Here is a 20388-nt window from a genome sequence, read left to right on the forward strand (position 1 = left end):
GCATTCAGAAACAATCCACAGATATATTCGCAAAAAATAAATATTTGCCGTTAAAAAAGTCCGGCTGAAAAAAACATTTCTGGTTTTCAAATGGGGCAATCTATGCTATAGTAGTCAAGAAATGCGTTTAGATATGAACTGCGTTTTTAAACTAACGACTTAATCAGATTGATTCATGTCATTATTAAAGGGAGGTGTCACCATGAAGAGAACTTACCAACCAAAGAAGCGTCATCGTCAACGTGTACATGGCTTCCGCAAACGGATGAGCACCAGCAATGGCCGTAAAGTGTTAGCTCGTCGGCGTCAACGAGGCAGAAAAGTATTGTCTGCATAGGCCACTGATAATCAGTGGCTTTTTCTTTACAGTCCTAGACTCCGGTTTAGGGCTGTAAAGTTGTGTAGCAATTCGCTCAGGTGAGCTTGAGCGCACACATGGAGATGGATTATGCGAAAATCATATCGGGTAAAAAAGGAAACTGAGTTCCAACAAGTTTTTGAGACCCGCAACTCGTATGCCAATCGTCAATTTGTCATTTACGTTTTGGAAAAGCCGGGGCAACCTCATTTTCGCGTGGGTATCTCAGTCGGTAAAAAGATTGGGAACGCCGTCGCACGGAACTGGGTCAAGCGCCGGATTCGGCAATCAATCACCGAGTTAAAGCCGCAGCTTAAACAAGATGCTGACTTCCTCGTCATTGCCCGACCAACCGTTGCCGGTAAGTCGCAAGCCGAAACCAAAGCTTATCTTAGCCATGCGCTAAAGCTAGCGCACCTGCTGGACAATGATTAAAGTGAGGACATTCGTTTGAAAAAGTACAGAAAAATACTGGCAATGCTGGCCGTATTTACGATCGCACTTGTTCTGACGGGGTGTAGCAATACACCAATCACGGAGAATAGTACTGGATTTTGGGATGGCATGATCATCCTGAACTTCTCACGGGCGATTATTTGGTTAGCAAACTTGTTTGGTCATAGCTACGGAATGGCGATCATCATCTTTACGGTGATCATCCGGATTATCATCTTACCGTTAATGGTTTTCCAGACGCGGAACATGGTTGCGATGCAAGAAATCCAACCGCAGATGAAGGCAATTCAAAAGAAGTATTCCTCACGGGATATGGAGACGCAGCAAAAGCTCCAATCGGAAATGAAGAAGCTGTACGCGCAGTACGGTGTTCACCCGATGGCCAGCATGTTGCCGCTGTTAGTTCAATTGCCAATCCTGATTGCGTTGTACCAAGCAATCTGGCGCACCCAAGTGCTGAAGAGCGGTTCGTTCTTATGGCTACAATTAGGTAGCAAGGATCCGTACTACGTGTTACCGATCTTAGCGGCGTTATTTACGTTCGCAAGTTCGTGGTTAGCGATGAAGTCGCAGCCGGAAACGAACGGGATGACGACGTCGATGACGTACTTGATGCCGGTAATCATTTTGATTACGGCGATCAACGTGCCGTCGGCCTTGTCGTTATACTGGGTAATTTCTAACGCGTTCCAAGTTGGACAAACCTTACTGTTGCAAAACCCATTCAAGATTAATCGTGAGCGGGCGGAGCGTAAGCAGAAGGAAAAGGATCGGAAGCGAGCCTTGGAAAAGGCCAGAAAGCGCGCGTTGCGCAATCATAAACGTTAAATACAAGTGGACCTGCCGTGTGGTGGGTCTTTTTTTGTAGAGTGCGGAGGGCCAACGGTTTGACGCTGAGCACTGCCTAGACAGCGGTATGACGCGGTTTTTGCGTTGTGCCGCTGTCGTAGCAGGCGCAGGCGTCAGTTGGTCCGGAGCACGTTTCGACTATAAAGAAGGAGAAGTGCCGACGGTATTGCGGTCTTTGCAATGGCGGCTTAGCGTAGCAAGCGCAGAGGTCAGCTTGGTTTTGCACGTTTCGGCTATAAAGCAGGGGGAGCAGCGGTTTTTGCGCTGTGCCGCTGTCGTAGCAGGCGCAGGCATCAGCCGACCCGGAGCACGTTTCGGCTATAAAGAAGGGAAAGCGTCGACGGTATTGCGGTCTTTGCAATGGCGGCTTAGCGTAGCAAGCGCAGAGGTCAGCTTGGTTTCGCACGTTTCGGCTATAAAGCAGGGGGAGCAGCGGTTTTTGCGTTGTGCCGCTGTCGTAGTAGGCGCAGGCGTCAGCCGACCCGGAACACGTTTCGGCCATACCGAAGAAATGACGATACCAATCAATACATATAAAAATCTGGTCAACAACAAACGAGAAACGATTGAGTGGCAACACGAGCAAATTTGTAATAATATTTACCATCCAGTCAAAAACCCACCACCCCCAATTCCCCCAAAAATCCACCGAAACGGCGTCACGTTCCCCGAACGGGAATGCTATAATGGACGCAGGTATTTTTATTGAGGAGGATACACATATGACAGTATTTGAAGGCAATACCGTCGACGCCGCCATCGCGGCAGGATTAAAAGCAATGCGCACAACGCGTGATCAAGTGACGGTAACGGTCGTCGCTGAACCAAAAAAGGGCTTCCTGGGGATTGGTAAGCGCCCGGCACGGGTTCAGTTAACGACTAAGCCGGCCTCCGCAGTGGCTAGTTCCGCCCCGGCTTCGGCACAGCCGGTCGCAACGACAGCGGCGCAGTCACAGGCAACGGCTAGCCCGCAACCACTTGGCACGGTGAAGGCGGCTACCCAGCCAACCCCGAAATCGCAAGCAGCGCCCGCTAAGCACACGCACGCTGACCAACCAACGAGTGCGGCGGCGCACCATCATCAGGCTCAGGCTAAGTCGGCCCACGCAACGACGCCGGCTCATCCGCATGCCACGCACCGTTCTAAGGCGGCGCCCAAAGTGGCGAAAATGCCGAAAACGGTTAAAGCTGACAAGGCGACTAAGGGAACGCAAGTGGCTGCTTCGGCTAAGGAAAATAAGGGGGCGAAAACGAAGTCTGGCGCTCGAACCGAACCCGTGCGTTCCCCCGAAGAAATCGCGGCCCGGCAAGCAGCCAACGAACAAGCCGTTCGGGATTTAAGCGCGTACCTGCTAGAGATCGTTAAGCAACTTGGGATTACCGCTGACTTGGACGTGGACTTTGGTAACCGGCACGCCTTGTTGAATTTCGATACCGCTAAGCAGGGGCTGTTGATCGGTAAGCACGGCCGGACGATTAACGCGCTTCAAGATTTGGCCCAAGTTTATATGAATCATCACGGGGCCTCCCACGTCAACGTGGTCCTCGACGTGGACGACTATCGGGATCGCCGCGAAGCAACTTTGAAGCGGTTAGCCGAAAGTACCGCCCGGGAAGCCATCGCGACTGGGAAGCAGGTTTTTCTGGACCCGATGCCGTCATTTGAACGGAAATTAATTCACGCTGAATTGGCGAATAACCGCCACGTCACAACCTTTTCAGAGGGACGCGACCCCCACCGGGCCGTTGTGGTTGCGGTTCGGAAATAGTTCATCCCGGAAACGCAAACAGGCGTTTGACAAACGCCCAATGAGCTATTATAGTAAGTATTAATCATTCTTATCTTTTAGATAAAGTAGTCAAAGTGCTTTATCCACGCTTTAAGGTGGCGTGGACTAGGCGCTTTTTTTCTGCTTTTAGGACATATTATTAACTAATTGTAAGTAAAATTTGGTATGGTATTAGGCGATAAAAGACGTGCGGCCAGTCACTGGCCATCGCCGAGCTAAGAAAGGACATGATCGGAATGCCAACGACCACGGAATTTGATACGATCGCGGCAATCTCAACGCCACCTGGTGAAGGTGGTATCTCAATTATTCGGATTAGTGGGGACCAGACGATGAACGTCGTTTCCCAGATTTTTAAGGGGAAGGACTTGAGTAAAGTCCGCACCCACACGATCAATTACGGGCACATTGTTGACCCGGATACCCATCAAGAAGTGGACGAAGTGATGGCGTCCGTCATGCGCGCACCCAAAACGTATACGCGTGAAGACGTTGTCGAAATTAACTGTCACGGCGGGTTAGTCGCGACGAACGAAATTTTACAACTGATTTTGAGTCACGGGGCGCGGATGGCTGAACCGGGCGAGTTTACCAAGCGGGCCTTTTTAAACGGCCGTTTGGACCTCTCGCAAGCGGAAGCGGTCATGGACCTGATTCGTGCTAAGACCGATAAATCGATGAAGGTTGCCCTGAATCAATTGGACGGGGACCTCTCGAAACTGATTCGCCACCTCCGGCAAGACATTTTAGACGTCTTGGCGCAGGTCGAAGTGAATATCGACTATCCAGAATACGACGCGGTTGAAGCGATGACGACGAAGATGCTGAAGGAAAAGGCGACCGAAGTTGGACAGAGCATTGACCAGTTATTGAAAACGGCCAAGCAGGGGAAAGTTTTACGCGAAGGGCTAGCGACCGCGATTATTGGTCGGCCCAACGTTGGGAAATCAAGCTTGCTGAACCACTTGCTCCACGAAGATAAGGCCATTGTGACCGACGTGGCCGGGACGACGCGTGACGTGATCGAAGAATACGTGAACGTACGCGGGGTGCCGCTAAAATTGGTTGATACGGCCGGGATTCGGGACACCGAGGACAAGGTTGAAAAAATTGGGGTTGAACGCAGTCGTAAAGCCATTGGGGCGGCCGACCTCGTCTTGTTGGTCCTTGATAGTAGCCAACCGCTAACGGACGAAGACCGGGAGCTAATTGCACAGACGGCCGACTCCAAGCGGATTATTATCCTCAATAAGACCGACTTGCCAACTAAGCTGGATCAAACGCAACTGGCGCAACTGGTTGATGCTAAGGACGTTTTAAGTATGTCCGTCTTGCAACAGTCCGGCGTGGAACAATTGGAACAGCGAATTGCGAAGATGTTCTTTAATGAAGGAATTGAAAGTAATCAGAACAGTATCATGGTCACCAACGCCCGGCACATTGGCTTATTGAACCAAGCTAAGCAAGCCTTGCAAGACGTGCAGACAGGGATTGCAGCTGGGATGCCAGTGGACCTCGTTCAAATCGATATGACCCGCTGTTGGGAATTCCTGGGTCAAATTACCGGGGATAGTTACGAAGACGAATTATTAGACCAGCTATTTAGCCAGTTCTGTCTGGGTAAGTAGTGTAGGAGGAAACGAAGATAATGACAGAAGTGAAGCAGTATCAGGGTCGGGACTACGACGTCATCGTTGTGGGTGCCGGTCACGCGGGTTCTGAAGCGGCGCTAGCGGCGGCGCGGATGGGTAACCGCACGTTATTGATGACGATCAACCTCGACATGGTTGCGTTTATGCCATGTAACCCTTCAGTTGGGGGCCCAGCCAAGGGGATCGTGGTTCGCGAAATTGACGCCCTCGGTGGCGAAATGGGTCGCAACATCGATAAAACCTACGTTCAAATGCGGATGCTCAATACCGGGAAGGGCCCGGCGGTCCGGGCCTTACGGGCACAAGCGGATAAGCACGCTTACAGTGCCGAAATGAAGCATACGATTGAACGCGAACCCAACTTGACGCTCCGGCAGGGCATCGTCGACGGGCTAATCGTGGAAGATGGCGTCTGCAAAGGGGTCATTACCAACACTGGGGCCCGTTACAGCGCGAAGAGTGTCGTTTTGACGACCGGGACCGCTGCCCGGGGTAAGATCATCATCGGTGAATTGATGTACTCGTCCGGTCCAAACAACTCGCAGCCAGCCATGAAGCTGTCTGGTGATTTGGAACGTTTAGGCTTTAAGCTGGAACGGTTCAAGACCGGGACGCCACCCCGGGTTGACGGGAACACGATTGATTACAGTGTGACCGAAGAACAACCAGGTGACCCCGAACCGCATCACTTCAGCTTTGAAACTAAGGATCAGGATTACCTTGATTTGAAGCACCAGCTTTCTTGCTGGTTAACGTACACCAACGAAACGACCCACAAAATCATTCGCGAGAACTTAGACCGTGCGCCGATGTTTACCGGTGTGATTGAAGGGGTCGGTCCGCGTTACTGCCCGTCGATCGAAGACAAGATCGTGCGGTTTGCGGATAAGAAGCGCCACCAATTATTCTTGGAACCAGAAGGCCGTAACACGGATGAATGGTACGTTCAAGGGCTTTCCACTTCGATGCCAGAAGAAGTCCAACAACGGATTTTGCACTCCATCAAGGGGCTGGAAAGCGCCGAAATGATGCGGCCGGGCTACGCCATCGAATACGACGTGGTCTCACCTTACCAATTGAAAGCAACGCTAGAAACCAAGCTGGTTAAAAACCTATATACCGCGGGCCAAACCAACGGAACGTCCGGCTACGAAGAAGCGGCTGGTCAAGGCTTGATCGCCGGAATCAACGCTGGTTTACGGGCTCTTGACCGCGACCAAATGACGTTGAAGCGTAGTGACGCGTACATTGGTGTGATGATTGATGACTTAGTGACCAAGGGGACGAGCGAACCTTACCGGCTGTTAACGAGTCGGGCGGAATACCGGTTGATTTTACGGCACGATAACGCCGACTTACGGTTGACTGATAAGGGTCGTGAACTTGGACTGATTGACGACGAACGCTACGCAGCCTTTGAAGCCAAACGGCAAGCAATCCAAGACGAACTTGACCGTTTGGGCAAGATTCGAATCAAGCCAAACGAACAAGTGGATAGCTTCTTGGTAGCCCACCATTCCGGCGCCTTGAAGGATGGCGTTTTAGCAGCCGACCTATTAAAGCGGCCGGAAGTTCGCTACGCCGACTTAGCCAAGTTTATTCCGGCGCCGCCAGAACCATTGGAACGGCACGTGATTGAACAGGTTGAAATCCAAATTAAGTACGCGGGTTACATTCAAAAGGCCGAGGAACGGGTTGAACACCTCAAGAAGATGGAAGCCAAAAAGATTCCTGACCGGATTGATTACGATGCCATTGATGGCCTGGCAACGGAAGCCCATCAAAAGCTGAAGAAGATTCAACCAACGACGATTGCGCAGGCGTCACGAATCAGTGGGGTCAACCCAGCTGATATTGCGATTTTGAGTGTTTATATTCAACAGGGTAAAATTGCGAAGGTGCAAGACTAATTTAATAGCTAATAATAGGTGGAACGTTCCGGAATAAGTCGGAACTTACGCCTGCAAGGGGGGCGTTGTTGGCTGGTAGCTAACAACGCTCCTTTTTACTAGTAAAATCTAATCCAAACGATTAAACATTTCCAGACAATTACGGCCGATTGGATTATAATAATTGCAGGTTAGAGTGGGTTAAGGGAGAAACGTGTCATGAAAATTGTGAGAAGTATTTTGAGCTGGGTTCTACCGATTATCATCGGTCTGGCAATTGCGGCCGTAATTCGTCAGTTTGTCTTTACGATGGTTCGGGTAGACGGCCCGTCGATGGACCCTAACCTGGAAAACGGGGAGCGGGTCGCGGTCGTTAAACCGTTGAAGGTTCGCCATTTAAGCGTGATTGTTTTTAATGCCTATCACGTCGATCCGGATGCTAGCGGTAAAAACGAAAAGTACGTGAAGCGCGTGATTGGAATGCCTGGTGACACCGTTAAAGCTCAGGACGGGCACATTTACGTGAATGGTAAACCAATCAGTCAAAAGTTTATTAGCCAGTTTGAGCGCACGCAGGGAACTGGTAATTGGGACGTGGGTTCGCTGTCTGAGCGGAATAACTGGAACCTTAAAACCACTAAGGTGCCTGCCAATAGTTACTTTGTGCTTGGGGATCACCGGTCGGTTTCAAACGATAGCCGTTACTGGGGCTTTGTCCCGGCGAGCCGGGTCATTGGGGTCGTTAAGGTCCCATTATGGACGTCGAATCAAACGCGCCGACATAACGTAAATAATTTGGCCTACTAATCGTTGCGATTGGTGGGATGAAATGAAGTGATCGAATGCCTGTTTTGAGGGGCTTCGGTCACTTTTTTTGGTTGCTTTTTGCTGCGATATAGCCGAAACGTGCTCCGGGTCGGCTGACGCTTGCACTTACTACGCTAAGAGCACAATGCCAAAACCGGGCGCTTCTTTGCCAGCTAGTCGAAACGTGTTCGACCAAGCTGGTATCTGCGCTTGCTACGCTAAGTCGCCATTGCCAAACCCGGGCAATAACGCCTTAGCTAGGCAATGCTCAATACCAACCCTGCTGGCTTGCTGCGATATAGCCGAAACGTGTTCAGGTCAAACTGGTCCTGCGGTTAGCTACGCCACTGGCGCCATGCCATACCCCGCCGGTTTTCTGCGATATAGCCGAAACGTGTTCGACCAAGCTGGTATCTGCGCTTGCTACGCTAAGTCGCCATTGCCAAACCCGGGCAATAACGCCTTAGCTAGGCAATGCTCAATACCAACCCGCTGGTCCTCGCACTCTGCGTTTGAACTTCACACTCTATAAGCCTAAAATAATAACAATTGAATTGATAGAAGGAGGAATCACCATGGCAACCGAATTAACACCTCAAACCCTGGCCGCACTGCGCGCCCAACACGCCAACACCGCCCAGCGGGCCGTCCTTACTCGGACCATCACACGCAACGGCATTCGTGCCGCCAGCTTTAATTACCAAGCCACCGCGCATTTAGACCGAACGTTCTCAATCGAAGTGCCGACCGGCAAAGTTAGCAACCAAAAGCATAGCGGTCGCTGCTGGGAGTTTTCATTACTCAACACACTCCGGCATAAGTTTGCCACTAAGTACCACGTCAAAGACTTTGAATTATCCGAAAACTACCTGTTTTTCTGGGATCGGATTGAACGGGCCAACACCTTTTTCCGCAACGTTGAACAAACCGCGCGTCAACCGATTAATGACCGGTTAGTCCAGTTCTTTTTCGATAATCCCGGCGAAGACGGCGGTCAGTGGGCCATGGCCGCCAGCCTCGTTGAAAAATACGGGGTCGTGCCCGCAAGCGCCATGCCCGAAACGGCCAACACTAATGATACGGGTGCGTTTCAGGCTATTTTATCCCGCCAGCTCCGGCGAGACGGTCTTAAGTTACGCGAATTAGTCCAAGCTAACGCGAGTGCCGCTGATTTGCACGCCGCCGAACAAACGATGCTCGCCGAAATTTATCGGATCACCGCCTATTCCTTCGGTGAACCGCCGACCGAATTCACGCTCAGCTACCGCGATGATCAGCAACAGTATCATCGTCAAAGTGGCCTGACCCCGCAACGGTTTTACCAGGACTACTTCGATACCGACTTAAACGATTACGTTGTCGTAACAAATTCACCGGACAAGCCGTTTAACCAGCTTTACAGCTTACCCGACCAAGATAACGTCATTAACGGCGCCCACCCAATTGAATTTTTGAACGTCGATATGGACGTGTTGACTAACGTTGCCGTCCAACAGCTCCAAGCTGGCGAAACACTGTGGTTTGGGAACGATGTGCTCCAGCAACTCGACCGTAAGCAGGGGTACCTCGACGCGCACTTGTACGAAACGGCAGCGCTCTTCGACGTTGATGACCAACTGACGAAGGCCCAACGCCTCGTTACGGGTGAGGGAATGGTCAGCCACGCGATGACCTTGACCGGCGTGGACCTGGTTGACGCCGTCCCGACCAAGTGGAAGGTTGAAAATAGTTGGGGCGCCGAAGTTGGCGACAAGGGCTACTTCGTCATGAGCCAGGACTGGTTTAACGCCTACGTCTACGAAGTCGTGGTACACCGGCGGTTCTTGGCCCCTGAATTTCAAGACTTGCTAACGGAACCGGCGCGGCGGTTGCCCGCTTGGGATCCGTTGCACTAGGGGGCGGCTAATGGAAACTTTTGCAGAACGGTTAACGCTGGCAATGCAGCGAGCCGGCCTCAGTGCCGCGCAGTTGGCGAAACAGACCGGGATTGGACGTTCGTCGATCAGTCAGTGGCTGAGCGAAAAGTACGTGGCGAAGTATGATAAAGTCGTCACGTTAGCCGCCGCCCTGGACGTCGCGCCTGAATGGTTAATCGGTGCGGCGCCCGAAACGGCGGTGGCGGCCACTTCAACGGCGGCGAAACCGGATGAGGCGCCCACCGTGGCGACCCCGAACGTGGCAGCAGCCACGAGCGCAACCCCCGAACCAACGAGTGACCCGTTGGCAACAGAATTACAATCCATTTGGATAACACTCACGCCGGATGAACGTAAAAAATTAATTAAAAAGGCCGTAAAACTGCGGTCGAAGGACGTTGCGCCAACTTCTAAGAAAAAAAGTAAAAAAAATAAGCGCAAAAAAAATGGAAAGGGGAAGAAAAAGCGAAGTTAATAAATAGTGGGGTTAGAAATAACTCCACCCTCAATTCGGTGGTCCACAGCCTTCCAAACCTGTGGCCAGAACTAGACGAACCCATCTTTCCCGCTGGGATTGAACTGCAGGTGTGCACTGGCGTTCGTCATCCCTAAGTACGTGCCCCGTCGCCGTGGAAAAGCGACGGGGTATTTTTTTATTATTAATAAGCAAAAATATGACAATTGAACGGTAGTATGATCCTGCGTACTTAATTGGTGGGCTGAAAAAAGCTCGTTTTGCCGGCGAAGACCTAAAATTATGCTAAACTTTGCTTGGAATTAAGCATACTGCGGATGACGAATACTAGAAAAAGCGGGCGGCCCTCTCAGGACCGCCCGCTAACTCATTATGTTCAGTTTTCTGATTGCGGCTTAACCGGCCACTTTTCCCAGTCCTTAGCCCAAATCAGGCCCATGACACCCTCACCAACGTGGACGCCAACGACCGGGCCAATTTCGCCCTCGTCAATCGTCAAGTCGGGGAAGCTGGCCGTTAAATCGGCCGTCCATTCGGCTTGGAGCCGCGGATTATTTCCGTTTTCAATCGTAACGCGTAGCGGGTAGTCGGCCGCCGCTACTGCGGCCGCCAACTTAGCCTTAATCGATGCGTACGCCCGCCGCATCGTTCGTTCCTTCTCGATGGCCACGATTTTCCCATCTTCAAAGGTGAGGACCGGTTTGATTCGCAGGAGGTTACCCACCAAGCCCGAGGCGTTAGAAAGGCGCCCCGTGCGGACTAAGTGGCTCAAGTTATCAACGACGAAGAAGACTTCGGTCGTCTTCCGAATTTCGGCGAGCTGTTCAAGGACGGCTTCCGGCGTGTAACCGGCCGCTACCAATTTTGCGGCCAGTAGAACCATGTAGGCTTCACCGGCCGCCGTGATTTTAGAATCAAACGGGTAGACCTTAATGTTGGTCACGTTGGGTAAGTAGCTCTCTAGATTCGTAATGAAGCTTGTGATCCCGGAAGATAGGTGGATACTGATCACCGAATCATAGCCTTCCTCAGCAAGTTGATCGTACATGGTCTGCATCTGCCCCAGTGTGATCTGGGTGGTGGTTGGTAATTCGGGGGCGGTCCGCATCCGTTCATAAAATTCTTTGGAAGTAATTTCGACGTTTTCTAAGTAAGTCTGTTGGCCAAAGATAACAGTAATTGGCACAACGTGAATGTTATATTTTTGAATGTCAGCGGCTGATAAGTAGCTGGCACTATCCGTAACGATTGCGGTTTTCATAAATTAGTCCTTTTCTATGAGGTATTGGGAGGTCCTTACAAGTAAGTACCACCAGTCTTCAAAGTCGGCCCTGATCCGCTTAAATTGGGGACCAGAATTAAGTAGTATTATAACGCTACTCACCCGCGGACGCTAGCGGCACTCCTGCTTGTCAGGGTGACCTAAAACCGGCATAATAGACCACAACGTTTAGTCGTGTGAAAGGGGGAGGTGCCCAATGACGACGGCACTTGCAATTCGACCAGCCACGCCAGCCGACCAGGCCGCGCTGGCAGCAATTTATCTTACTGACCGGCAACAGGACTTTCCGTGGGTGGCGAACCCGCAACTCGCGGACTTTGAGCGCGATAGTCGCGGCGAATTTGTGTTAGTCGCCTGGCTAGATGGTCAGCGCGTGGGGTTTTGTTCCTTTTATCAACTTGCAAACTTTATTCACCTGCTCTTCGTGGATCCGGGCTACCGCCACTTGCAGGTCGGGGCGCGCTTACTCGAAGAAGTTCGTCAGTACGCAACGGCGCCGATTACGCTTAAATGTGTGATGGCTAACGAAGCGGCCCTACGGTTTTACGCGCAAGTCGGCTTTCAAATCGTTGCCGCGGACCGCGACGCATTCCCGCCGAACTACACGTTGAAGGATACCCAGCGCGCCCAGTATGGCCGGATTACCAACCGGGAGCGTTTCTAATTTATTTTTAATTTAGGGGTTGACTTTCCCGAAAACCGGGCTTAAACTCATACCATTAATTAAATTTAGATTAAAAACTGTGATGAGGAACGGTACTGAACTGGTTAGTCAGCGAGCTGCGGATTGGTGTGAGGCAGTCACGACCAGGCGGTACGGATCACCTTGGAGTCGCGTCCCGAAAGTAATTGGAGAAGGCGCTGGCTGGTACCCATTAGCGTACCCCCGTATCGCCAAATGGCCGTACGGATGAAGGTGCTGATCGCGAGGTTGGCATAAATAAAGGTGGTACCCCGTTCACAACGTCCTTTAATTAACTCTTTGGAGCTAATTAGAGGGCGTTTTTAGTTTAAATTAAAGGTGGTGAGGATGATGGAATCGGACATTCGCGTGGCTAGTTACCAACTAACGTGGGCAACGGTAGCTAGCCACCAGGTAAACCGGGGACTGGGCATCCTCGAAGCACACATACGCTAACCGGGCTTGCGGTTACACATATTTTTTATCGAAACTGAACACATAATTTTTTCAAAACAACCGCAGTAACGCTCCCGGACACATAGTTTTTGAAGTACATTCTCAACACATATGGAGGTAAGCTTTATGACAATGACAACTACTACCACCGAAACCGGCTTCGCACAACGCTTATTTGACGCTTATCAAACGCACCAACCGCTCCAGATGGCCGACTTTACGGCCGCTGTTAGCGATGAGGATGCGGCCTACCGGGTGCAAACCCAACTGACCGTGTTTAAGGACCAGCCGGTGGGCGGCTACAAGGTCTCGTTAACGAGTGCAACCACGCAGCAAATGTTCGATACTGACGCACCGCTCTACGGCGCGCAGGTCGCTGACCACTTCTTGGCGGCCCCGGCAAAGGTTCGGCGGGGTCAATTGATGGAGCCACTCGTCGAAGTCGAGTTGGTGTTTAAGGCGAAGGAAGATTTGGCCGCTAGCGATAGTTTAACCGATTTATGGCACAAAACGACCGTAGCGCCGGGCTTAGAGGTGCCGGACTCCCGCTTTGCGGACTGGTTCCCTGATTTACCAAAGAATTTAGTCGTGGCGGATGCCGCGGTTGGGGGCCTGGTCGTTTACGGTACCGAACGGGATACGGACCAAGTCTTTGAGACCGTTGACGCCGTGGCAACGCCGAAGTGCAGTTTAGAACATGCCGGTAAGACAGTTAAAACCGGCCAAGCGAGTGAAGTTTTGGGTAACCCGTTAAACTCGTTGCACTGGTTAGTTGCTAAATTGGCGGCGCAGGGCCGAACGTTAACGGCGGGGCAACGGGTCTCGTCGGGGACCTTTGTGTTACCACCGCACTTAACGGCCGGACACTGGCAGGCAAACTTTGATCAAGGATTAGGCAGTGTCGCATTGGAGGTCAGTGCGGACTAACCGCGCTAAATATTTAGGATAATTGGGACCGCGTTGGCAAGCTGCTGACGCGGTCTTTTATATTATTTTTATAATAAATAATAAATTATTTAATGTGGAAGGCAAAAAGCGCCAAGCTGTGACACCGCTTTCAGCTATAATAAGTGTATTGCTGACTGAAGGTACCGGACCAATCAATGGGGTATTCGCCGAAAGTTAAGCAGCTACTTGATAGGTGATTTTTATCTGAATTGTTTGGTGGTGAAGGGGATTATAAAGCGTGAGCTAAGCACTTTTACCGGAGACCACTAATGAGCATTCGGAAATTGTCTAATTAAGGTTGAGAAATTCGGCTTAGAAATAATGCATAGTTAATCTATGTCATTAGTATAGTAACAAAGCTGAAGGTATTCGGGGAACGTTACATAATTAAGCACATTATTTAGGAGGAAGAATTAATGAAAAGAATTTCAGTAATCAAGCATTCCAAGAAGCTCGCATACACAAGTTTAGCCGCCGTTGCTTTGATGGGCGTTGGGGTTGGCGCAACCACAGCGGTTACGTCAGTTGCTTCCCCGGTAACAGCTAGCGCGGCAACCACTAGTCAGGCTCCAGAAAAACAATATAGTGTAGCTGTAGATTATGATATTTATGACAATAATGATAATTATGTAAAATCGGGATATACTGCTCCGGTCACGTTTACTGCACGAGTTGGAGAACAGGTCTGGATTAAAGCTCCAACGATGACAGGATATAAGGCAAATAATGATACTATCTTAGCTATGGTAAGTCCGATAACTGGGGAAGCTTTTCTTGTAAATGGTGGGGTTATTTATACTCCGGTTGCTGGTTCTTCCTCCAGTAGTTCAAGTTCTTCGTCTAGCTCGCAATCAAGTAGTCAGTCTAGTTCATCATCGAAGACGCCAACGCAATCATCTTCTTCGACAGGAACTAAGACCCCGGCTAAGCAAAACTCATCGAGTTCAACCCAGCCAACGAAGGCTAATAGTTCTTCCAGTGTAGCTTCTAGTCAACAGAGCTCAAGTAAACAAAATGCACTTGTAGGCAATGGTAGTAATACAAGTTCTAATAATACATCAATGGCGGGAGATTCCTCGCAGGCAGCACAAACAGCGACTACGACTGCCGCAACCACCAGTTCTTCAAGTAAAACGGCCGCTAAGTATGTCACTGGCGACACCTTGCCACAAACCGGCGAAACGCATCAAGGCTACTTAGCCGTATTGGGCGCGTTTCTACTGGGAATGCTTGGCTTAACCAAGGTTAGTCGTAAGCACCGCGCTTAAAAATAAAATTTCCGAACGTTCGTTAGCTCGCGCTAATGGGCGTTTTTTGTTTTACGTGAATCAAGGGTTGAGACTATTCACTTCAATGAATCTTTAGTATGATAATCGTGATTGTATTTAGTTAAAATAATTAAACGTAACAAGCGTTGGTAAGAGGGGGACCAGATGCAAAGTAATAGTCGAATTGCGGAACTACTCGTGCAGTTAATGAGTGGGCAGCACGTTGAAGTAACAAAGGTATTGGAAAAGTACGGCATCAGTAAGCGCACTTATCAGCGTGATTTCGCGTTTATTCGCGATGCGCTATTGGAAAATAATGCGGGCGAATTGTGCGAACACGCCGGTTGTTACTGGCTTAAGCAAACTGATGTGCAGGCCAATTATCAAAAGGCACTGATAATGAGTCATGTGTTATTAGGGAGTCGAGCACTAACGGTTGATGAGTTGAAAGCAACTTTAGACTACCTCGCACAGGGACTACCAGCGAAGGACCAAAGTGAGTTACGCCGGAGTTTGCGGGCAGCTAAGGGGAGCTACGTGCCGCTGTCGCAACCCCAACCACTCTTGAAACGGTTATCTCAAATGACACAGCTAATTGCGGGAAATCAACGGGTGACCTTTACATATGACGGTAGTGCCGAAGACGACCGCAAACCGCAAACCGCAAACCGCAAACCGCAAACCGCAAACCCATCATGCCCAACCAGTGGCGATATTTTTTGAGCGGCATTACTTTTACGTTGCAATGTTAAGTGCGGAATATGACGGCTACTGGTTGTACCGTTTGGATCGGATTATTAAGCTTATTAAACACAGTCCGGGGAAGCGCTTGGACGCTGCACACCGGTTCTCTTTACAGGATCACCGGCAACACACTTATCTACTAGATTCAGGTTCGCTAGTGCCGATGCAATTTATTTATCGCAATGCATTGCAACCAGTTTTGGATCAGTTTCCAACGGCCCGCGTATTAGCAACCTTACCTGATGGGAGTTATAAAATTGAAGCTTATGTTAAAGCGGACGGGGCAATTCTCTGGCTAATGGGTCAGGGGGCCCGTGTTGAAGTCTTATCACCACTTTCCTTGAAAAAAAGACTGGCTACCGAACTGAGAACGGCCTTGCAACAGTATCAGTAATAAGATGAATTACTGGTATTTATTGTAATGGAACTAGGGGCGGTTTTAGGATAATTGGGACCGCGTTGGCAAGTTGCTGACGCGGTCCTTTTTAGCATAAAAATTTTTAAAAATAATCTTAATAATAGTTATTAAATGACAAATTATGACACCGCTACCAGCTATGATGAAATCATTACCGAATGGGAGGCGATGGAATGATTAGTTCAGCGACTTACCAAGCTTTGAAAGGTAAGTATGGTAAGTTTTCGAGCTGGGCGTTATGGAACGTGACGGATCCAACCCAGGTCATTCATAAGCGGGATTGTGGACTCGGAAAACTTGCAGAACGGTTGGAAGACGCGGATTATCGGCAAGCCCATTTGTCAGACCGGGGGATTTTATTAGGTCTAAATTGGGCCAGTCGGGGGAATGCTGACGGCGCCAACTGGGAGAATTTTCACGATACGTCGGCTAAGAGTCGCGATTATAATACGGTGCGGATGATTATGAATACCCCGTTTGAGGGGTGCTATATCACGGATATCATTAAAGATTTCCCTGAATCTGACGCACAGAAGGTCTTAAAGGAGATTAAATTAGCTAAAAACGCAACTCGGTGGGAACAAAGTTTGGCTAGTTTACAAACTGAGTTTGATTTGATTCAGCCGCAATATGTTCTTTTGTTTGGGCAGGGGGCGCAAACATTGTACGAGGAAATGGTTGCGACTAATCAGTTGAACGTTGGTGCGGTTCAAGTGATCACTTTACCACACTGGTCGGCACAAACGGTCAGCAAAGTGGAATTTCTAGCCGAGGCGGATAAGCTACGGCAATTAAAAGTAGATTAGGGTAGTTAGAAAAATAGTTACATAAATGTAGTACTTTAGGAGGATTTCAGGATGAAAAAACAAATGGTTACGTTGGTAACGGCGACCGCTTTAGCAAGTGCACTGGGGATTGCAAGTCAACAACAATCAGCTTCGGCGGCAACGAATGCGCCACAAGTAACGGCTAATCTTAAAACGGCTCAAAGTAATGACAATGAGCAAAACGTTCAGCCAGAAGCAGACACCAATAACGCTGATGGTACGGACGTGAAAACGTCGGAAAACGATTCTGAGACGCCGGCAGCATCACAGACACCAGCATCACAGGCACCAGCATCACAGGCACCAGCATCACAAGCGCCGGCAACATCACAAGCGCCAGAGGCATCACAAGCACCGGTAGCGTCGCAGGCGCCAAGTTCACAAGCACCGGCAGCAGATCCAGCTGACAATGACAAAACTGATCAACCGACGGCGTCTAGTGCGGAAGAGCCAACAACGAATGTGCAGGTACTAAAGGCGAGCGCACCAGCGGCAACTAAGAACGTGACGTACCAAACGGACCCGAACCTTACTGATGCTAACGGAGAAATCAATCCGGGATATTTAATGGATGCTCCTAACTTAGAAGAAAATGATGAAGATTGGGATACCGTTACGAAAGACGCAACCTTAACATTAAATATAGCTGGTAAAGAGGAACAAAGAACTGTAAAGAATGTTGTTGTTAAAGTCAATCCTGAAGATACTGGGCTTAGTAGTGCAGAGATAGCGACACCAAAAATTAATGGTTATAAATCAACACCAACGACTTCAGTGTATTCTAGTGATGATGATTTAACAGCTTTATCGGGGGAAGTACTATATTTTCCGATTAATAATACCAGTACTGCGCCAATCCAGAAGCGTGAAATGAACTTAGAACTAGAGATAGATGGACAAAAAAAGCTTACGTATCTTGGAGTGGATGCCCAACCCTGGACGATTGTCACCGTTCCAGCTCCAAAAATTACTGGCTATAAAGCTAATACTGATACGGTGGAACTTGGGATTAGTGATGATGAAATATTTACACAACTAACGGACTTGTCATATACGCGTATTCCTAATGTTACAATTCCCAATACGCCAAGACCAACGAAGTATCATACAGAAAATGTGACATTCCCTGGGATTGTAAATGGTAAAGATCAGCGTATCATGTTTAAAAATTTAACTGTTAAAATTGCAAATGGCGATGATGGTAATCCTGGGTATTGGGATACTGGAACATATACGTATGTTAAAACGCCAGTACTTGAAGGATATAAGTCTAAACCTACGACCTGGATTAACATGCGGGAAGGCAATTCTTATGACAACTATATTTGGACGCTGGATGATTCACTAGCATATTTTCCAATTCACAACACAACGAATGCAAAGCCCATTACAACAACGGGCTACGTTGCAACCGTTGGTGATGATGGGGTCAGCCGAACGGTGACTGGTAAGCCATGGTCAATTGTCACCATAGCCGCACCAAAAGTAGCGGGTTATACACCAAATGTTGATACGATTGAAATCGGTATTTCTGATAGTACGGAATATTTTTACGTTTTGACGGACTTAAAATACACCAAAACATCCGAACTCGGCTCACAAAACAGTCAAAGCTATACCCGTAACGTAACGATTGAAAAGGGTGGCCAATGGACAACGGTAGCGCTGAACTTTACTAGCAAACCTGGTCAAACCGTTAAGGTGAAGGTTCCAACCGTTGCGGGCTATAAAGCTGATATGGCTACCATGCGAGTTGAAATTAACCGGCTAACCGGTGAAATTGAACAGCTGGATACGCCACAATACACGAAGGTTGCTGGCGCGACGACTGATGCTAAAGATAATAATAACAGTGGTTCGACAACAACTGATGCTAAGGATAATAATAACGACAATGGCTCCACGACAACTGATTCTAAGACCAACAATAACAATGGTTCCACAACCACTGGTTCTAAAGCAAATGGTACTGGTAATGGCACCACTACCGGCACTGATAGTACCCAGAATCAGAATGGTACGACAACCACAACTACTGATGGTCAAAAGACGACGGCTTCAACGACGACCAACCATGATGGTACGACGACCGACAGTCTCAATGGGACTAATAGTCAGGGGACCGCGACCGGCGTAGGGACAACTGCTACGGGTGCACAGCTTAATGGTGGTGTTACCACGACTAACGTGGCAACGAATGCTAAGGGTCAAACCTCATTAGCAGCTACTAATGCTGATACCAAGACTACCCAAGGTAAGACGGCGACTGGCGACACCTTGCCACAAACCGGCGAAACGCATCAAGGCTACTTAGCCGTATTGGGCGCGTTTCTACTGGGAATGCTCGGCCTGACCAAGGTTAGCCGCAAGCACCGCGCTTAAAATTGCATTTCAGAACGCTTGTTAGCTCGCGCTAGCAGGCGTTTTTAATTAAATTGTTTCACGTGAAACAAGACCCGTGACTATTCATTTCAACGAATCTTTAGTATGATAAGCGTGATTAATGCTTACATAAAAAGTACGTTGGAAAGTGGGACCGGTATGCAGAGTAATGGTCGAATTGCGGAATTACTAGTGCAACTTATGAGTGGTCAAAGTGTTGAAACTGAAAAAGTATTAGCCAAGTACGCCATCAGTAAGCGCACCTATCAGCGCGACCTTGCGTACGTCCGCAACGCGCTAATTGAAAACGGGGTTGGTGAGCTGCAAGAGTGCGCGGGCACTTACCGCCTATTACGGCAGAGTACCCGGGAGGACTATCAAAAAGCGCTCGTGACCAGCCACGTTTTGCTAGGCAGCCGGGCTTTAACGGTGGCGGAATTAAAGGATACGTTGGCTTATTTGGCGAAGGGCTTGCCCGAAGAATTGCAGGCCGAGTTACGCCAAAAGTTAACGTTGGCGCGGGGGAGTTATACGGCGCTGTCGCGACCCAAACCACTCCTGGAACGCCTCCATATAATTACGGATTTGATTGCGGCTAATCAGCGGATGACCTTTGTTTACCATGGGAGCGATTTTCACGTGCCCCAACCGCAAACCCACCATGCACAGCCGGTAGCGGTTTTCTTTGAGGTGCACTATTTTTATATTGCGATGCTGAGCGAGGAACACGCCGGCTACTGGCTGTACCGCTTAGACCGAATCGTGAAGATCTTAGATCACACGGCGGGTCAGCATTTGGATTACGCGCACCGGTTCTCGTTACAGGACCATCGCCGCCAATCCTACTTGTTGGATTCCGGATCGGTGACCCCAATTCAGTTTATTTATCGCAATGCGCTGCAAACGGTTTTGGACCAATTTCCGCAGGCCCGCGTGTTGGCGACGTTACCCGACGGTAGCCATAAAATTGAGGCCTACGTAAAGGTCGATGGCGCGATGCTCTGGCTATTGAGTCAGGGGGCGGGCGTCGAAGTGGTCTCGCCACCATTGTTAAAGAAGCGGATGAAAAAAGCCTTACAAGCGGCCCTCAAACAGTATCAGTGACAAATTGTGTCATTGGCGTGCACTATAATACGAGTGTAGGTCAGTTGGAGTGGGGGCACACAAAAATGGCCGGCCAGGAATTTCT

At 49.5% G+C, this 20388-nt stretch carries 18 protein-coding genes; 17 read left to right on the forward strand and 1 reads right to left on the reverse strand.

Going from position 1 to position 20388, the window contains the following annotated elements:
• The first annotated feature begins 202 nt into the window (after nt 1–202).
• From rpmH to FFM79_RS05285, 9 genes are all read left to right on the forward strand, one after another.
• Nucleotides 203–337 carry a 50S ribosomal protein L34 gene (gene rpmH, locus FFM79_RS05245; protein WP_003640225.1) on the forward strand — a complete coding sequence of 45 codons (135 nt, stop codon included), beginning with the start codon at nt 203–205 and terminating at the stop codon, nt 335–337.
• Nucleotides 338–448: 111 nt separating this feature from the next.
• Nucleotides 449–793, forward strand: a complete 345-nt coding sequence (gene rnpA, locus FFM79_RS05250; protein ID WP_003640224.1) for a ribonuclease P protein component — start codon at nt 449–451, stop codon at nt 791–793.
• Nucleotides 794–808: 15 nt separating this feature from the next.
• On the forward strand, nt 809–1642 hold the full coding sequence (yidC, locus tag FFM79_RS05255; RefSeq protein ID WP_137642422.1) for a membrane protein insertase YidC: 834 nt from the start codon (nt 809–811) through the stop codon (nt 1640–1642).
• Between the two features lie 743 nt (nt 1643–2385).
• Complete coding sequence (gene jag, locus FFM79_RS05260) at nt 2386–3432, forward strand: RNA-binding cell elongation regulator Jag/EloR (protein WP_137642423.1); 1047 nt, start codon at nt 2386–2388, stop codon at nt 3430–3432.
• A gap of 257 nt (nt 3433–3689) precedes the next feature.
• The gene (gene mnmE, locus FFM79_RS05265; RefSeq protein ID WP_137642424.1) at nt 3690–5081 is read left to right on the forward strand and encodes a tRNA uridine-5-carboxymethylaminomethyl(34) synthesis GTPase MnmE; all 1392 of its coding nucleotides are present in this window, start codon (nt 3690–3692) and stop codon (nt 5079–5081) included.
• Nucleotides 5082–5101: 20 nt separating this feature from the next.
• Nucleotides 5102–7015 (forward strand): tRNA uridine-5-carboxymethylaminomethyl(34) synthesis enzyme MnmG, encoded by a 1914-nt coding sequence (gene mnmG / locus FFM79_RS05270; protein ID WP_137642425.1) that lies wholly within the window; start codon nt 5102–5104, stop codon nt 7013–7015.
• A 198-nt stretch (nt 7016–7213) separates the two neighbouring features.
• On the forward strand, nt 7214–7801 hold the full coding sequence (lepB, locus tag FFM79_RS05275; RefSeq protein ID WP_137642426.1) for a signal peptidase I: 588 nt from the start codon (nt 7214–7216) through the stop codon (nt 7799–7801).
• Nucleotides 7802–8376: 575 nt separating this feature from the next.
• On the forward strand, nt 8377–9696 hold the full coding sequence (locus tag FFM79_RS05280) for a C1 family peptidase (RefSeq protein ID WP_137642427.1): 1320 nt from the start codon (nt 8377–8379) through the stop codon (nt 9694–9696).
• 10 nt (nt 9697–9706) lie between these two features.
• A complete protein-coding gene (locus FFM79_RS05285; RefSeq protein WP_137642428.1) occupies nt 9707–10192 on the forward strand; it encodes a helix-turn-helix domain-containing protein in 486 nt (161 codons plus the stop codon).
• A gap of 376 nt (nt 10193–10568) precedes the next feature.
• Here the strand turns inward: FFM79_RS05285 and FFM79_RS05290 are convergent, their stop codons facing one another.
• Entirely contained in the window at nt 10569–11453 is an 885-nt protein-coding gene (locus FFM79_RS05290) for a DegV family protein (RefSeq protein ID WP_137642429.1), read from the reverse strand.
• A 217-nt stretch (nt 11454–11670) separates the two neighbouring features.
• Here FFM79_RS05290 and FFM79_RS05295 point away from each other — a divergent pair, with 217 nt between their 5' ends.
• The 8 genes from FFM79_RS05295 (at nt 11671) to FFM79_RS05330 (ending at nt 20303) form a co-directional block, all read left to right on the forward strand.
• Nucleotides 11671–12138 carry a GNAT family N-acetyltransferase gene (locus tag FFM79_RS05295; protein ID WP_137642430.1) on the forward strand — a complete coding sequence of 156 codons (468 nt, stop codon included), beginning with the start codon at nt 11671–11673 and terminating at the stop codon, nt 12136–12138.
• Nucleotides 12139–12738: 600 nt separating this feature from the next.
• Nucleotides 12739–13539: a 2-keto-4-pentenoate hydratase gene (locus FFM79_RS05300; protein ID WP_137642431.1), complete on the forward strand. Its 801-nt coding sequence runs from the start codon at nt 12739–12741 to the stop codon at nt 13537–13539.
• Nucleotides 13540–13976: 437 nt separating this feature from the next.
• The gene (locus FFM79_RS05305; RefSeq protein WP_137642432.1) at nt 13977–14828 is read left to right on the forward strand and encodes an LPXTG cell wall anchor domain-containing protein; all 852 of its coding nucleotides are present in this window, start codon (nt 13977–13979) and stop codon (nt 14826–14828) included.
• 165 nt (nt 14829–14993) lie between these two features.
• Nucleotides 14994–15551, forward strand: coding sequence for a hypothetical protein (locus FFM79_RS12720; protein ID WP_225424384.1), 558 nt, complete (start codon nt 14994–14996; stop codon nt 15549–15551).
• The gene (locus FFM79_RS05310; RefSeq protein ID WP_263854454.1) at nt 15535–15966 is read left to right on the forward strand and encodes a WYL domain-containing protein; all 432 of its coding nucleotides are present in this window, start codon (nt 15535–15537) and stop codon (nt 15964–15966) included. Before FFM79_RS12720 ends, FFM79_RS05310 begins: the two co-directional genes overlap by 17 nt.
• 197 nt (nt 15967–16163) lie before the next feature.
• Nucleotides 16164–16796: a uracil-DNA glycosylase family protein gene (locus FFM79_RS05315; protein ID WP_170177386.1), complete on the forward strand. Its 633-nt coding sequence runs from the start codon at nt 16164–16166 to the stop codon at nt 16794–16796.
• A 51-nt stretch (nt 16797–16847) separates the two neighbouring features.
• On the forward strand, nt 16848–19199 hold the full coding sequence (locus FFM79_RS12815) for an LPXTG cell wall anchor domain-containing protein (RefSeq protein WP_170177387.1): 2352 nt from the start codon (nt 16848–16850) through the stop codon (nt 19197–19199).
• 159 nt (nt 19200–19358) lie between these two features.
• Nucleotides 19359–20303, forward strand: a complete 945-nt coding sequence (locus tag FFM79_RS05330; protein WP_225424386.1) for a helix-turn-helix transcriptional regulator — start codon at nt 19359–19361, stop codon at nt 20301–20303.
• Nucleotides 20304–20388: the final 85 nt, after the last annotated feature.

The organism is Lactiplantibacillus modestisalitolerans (assembly GCF_005405425.1).
GTDB classification, from domain to species: domain Bacteria; phylum Bacillota; class Bacilli; order Lactobacillales; family Lactobacillaceae; genus Lactiplantibacillus; species Lactiplantibacillus modestisalitolerans.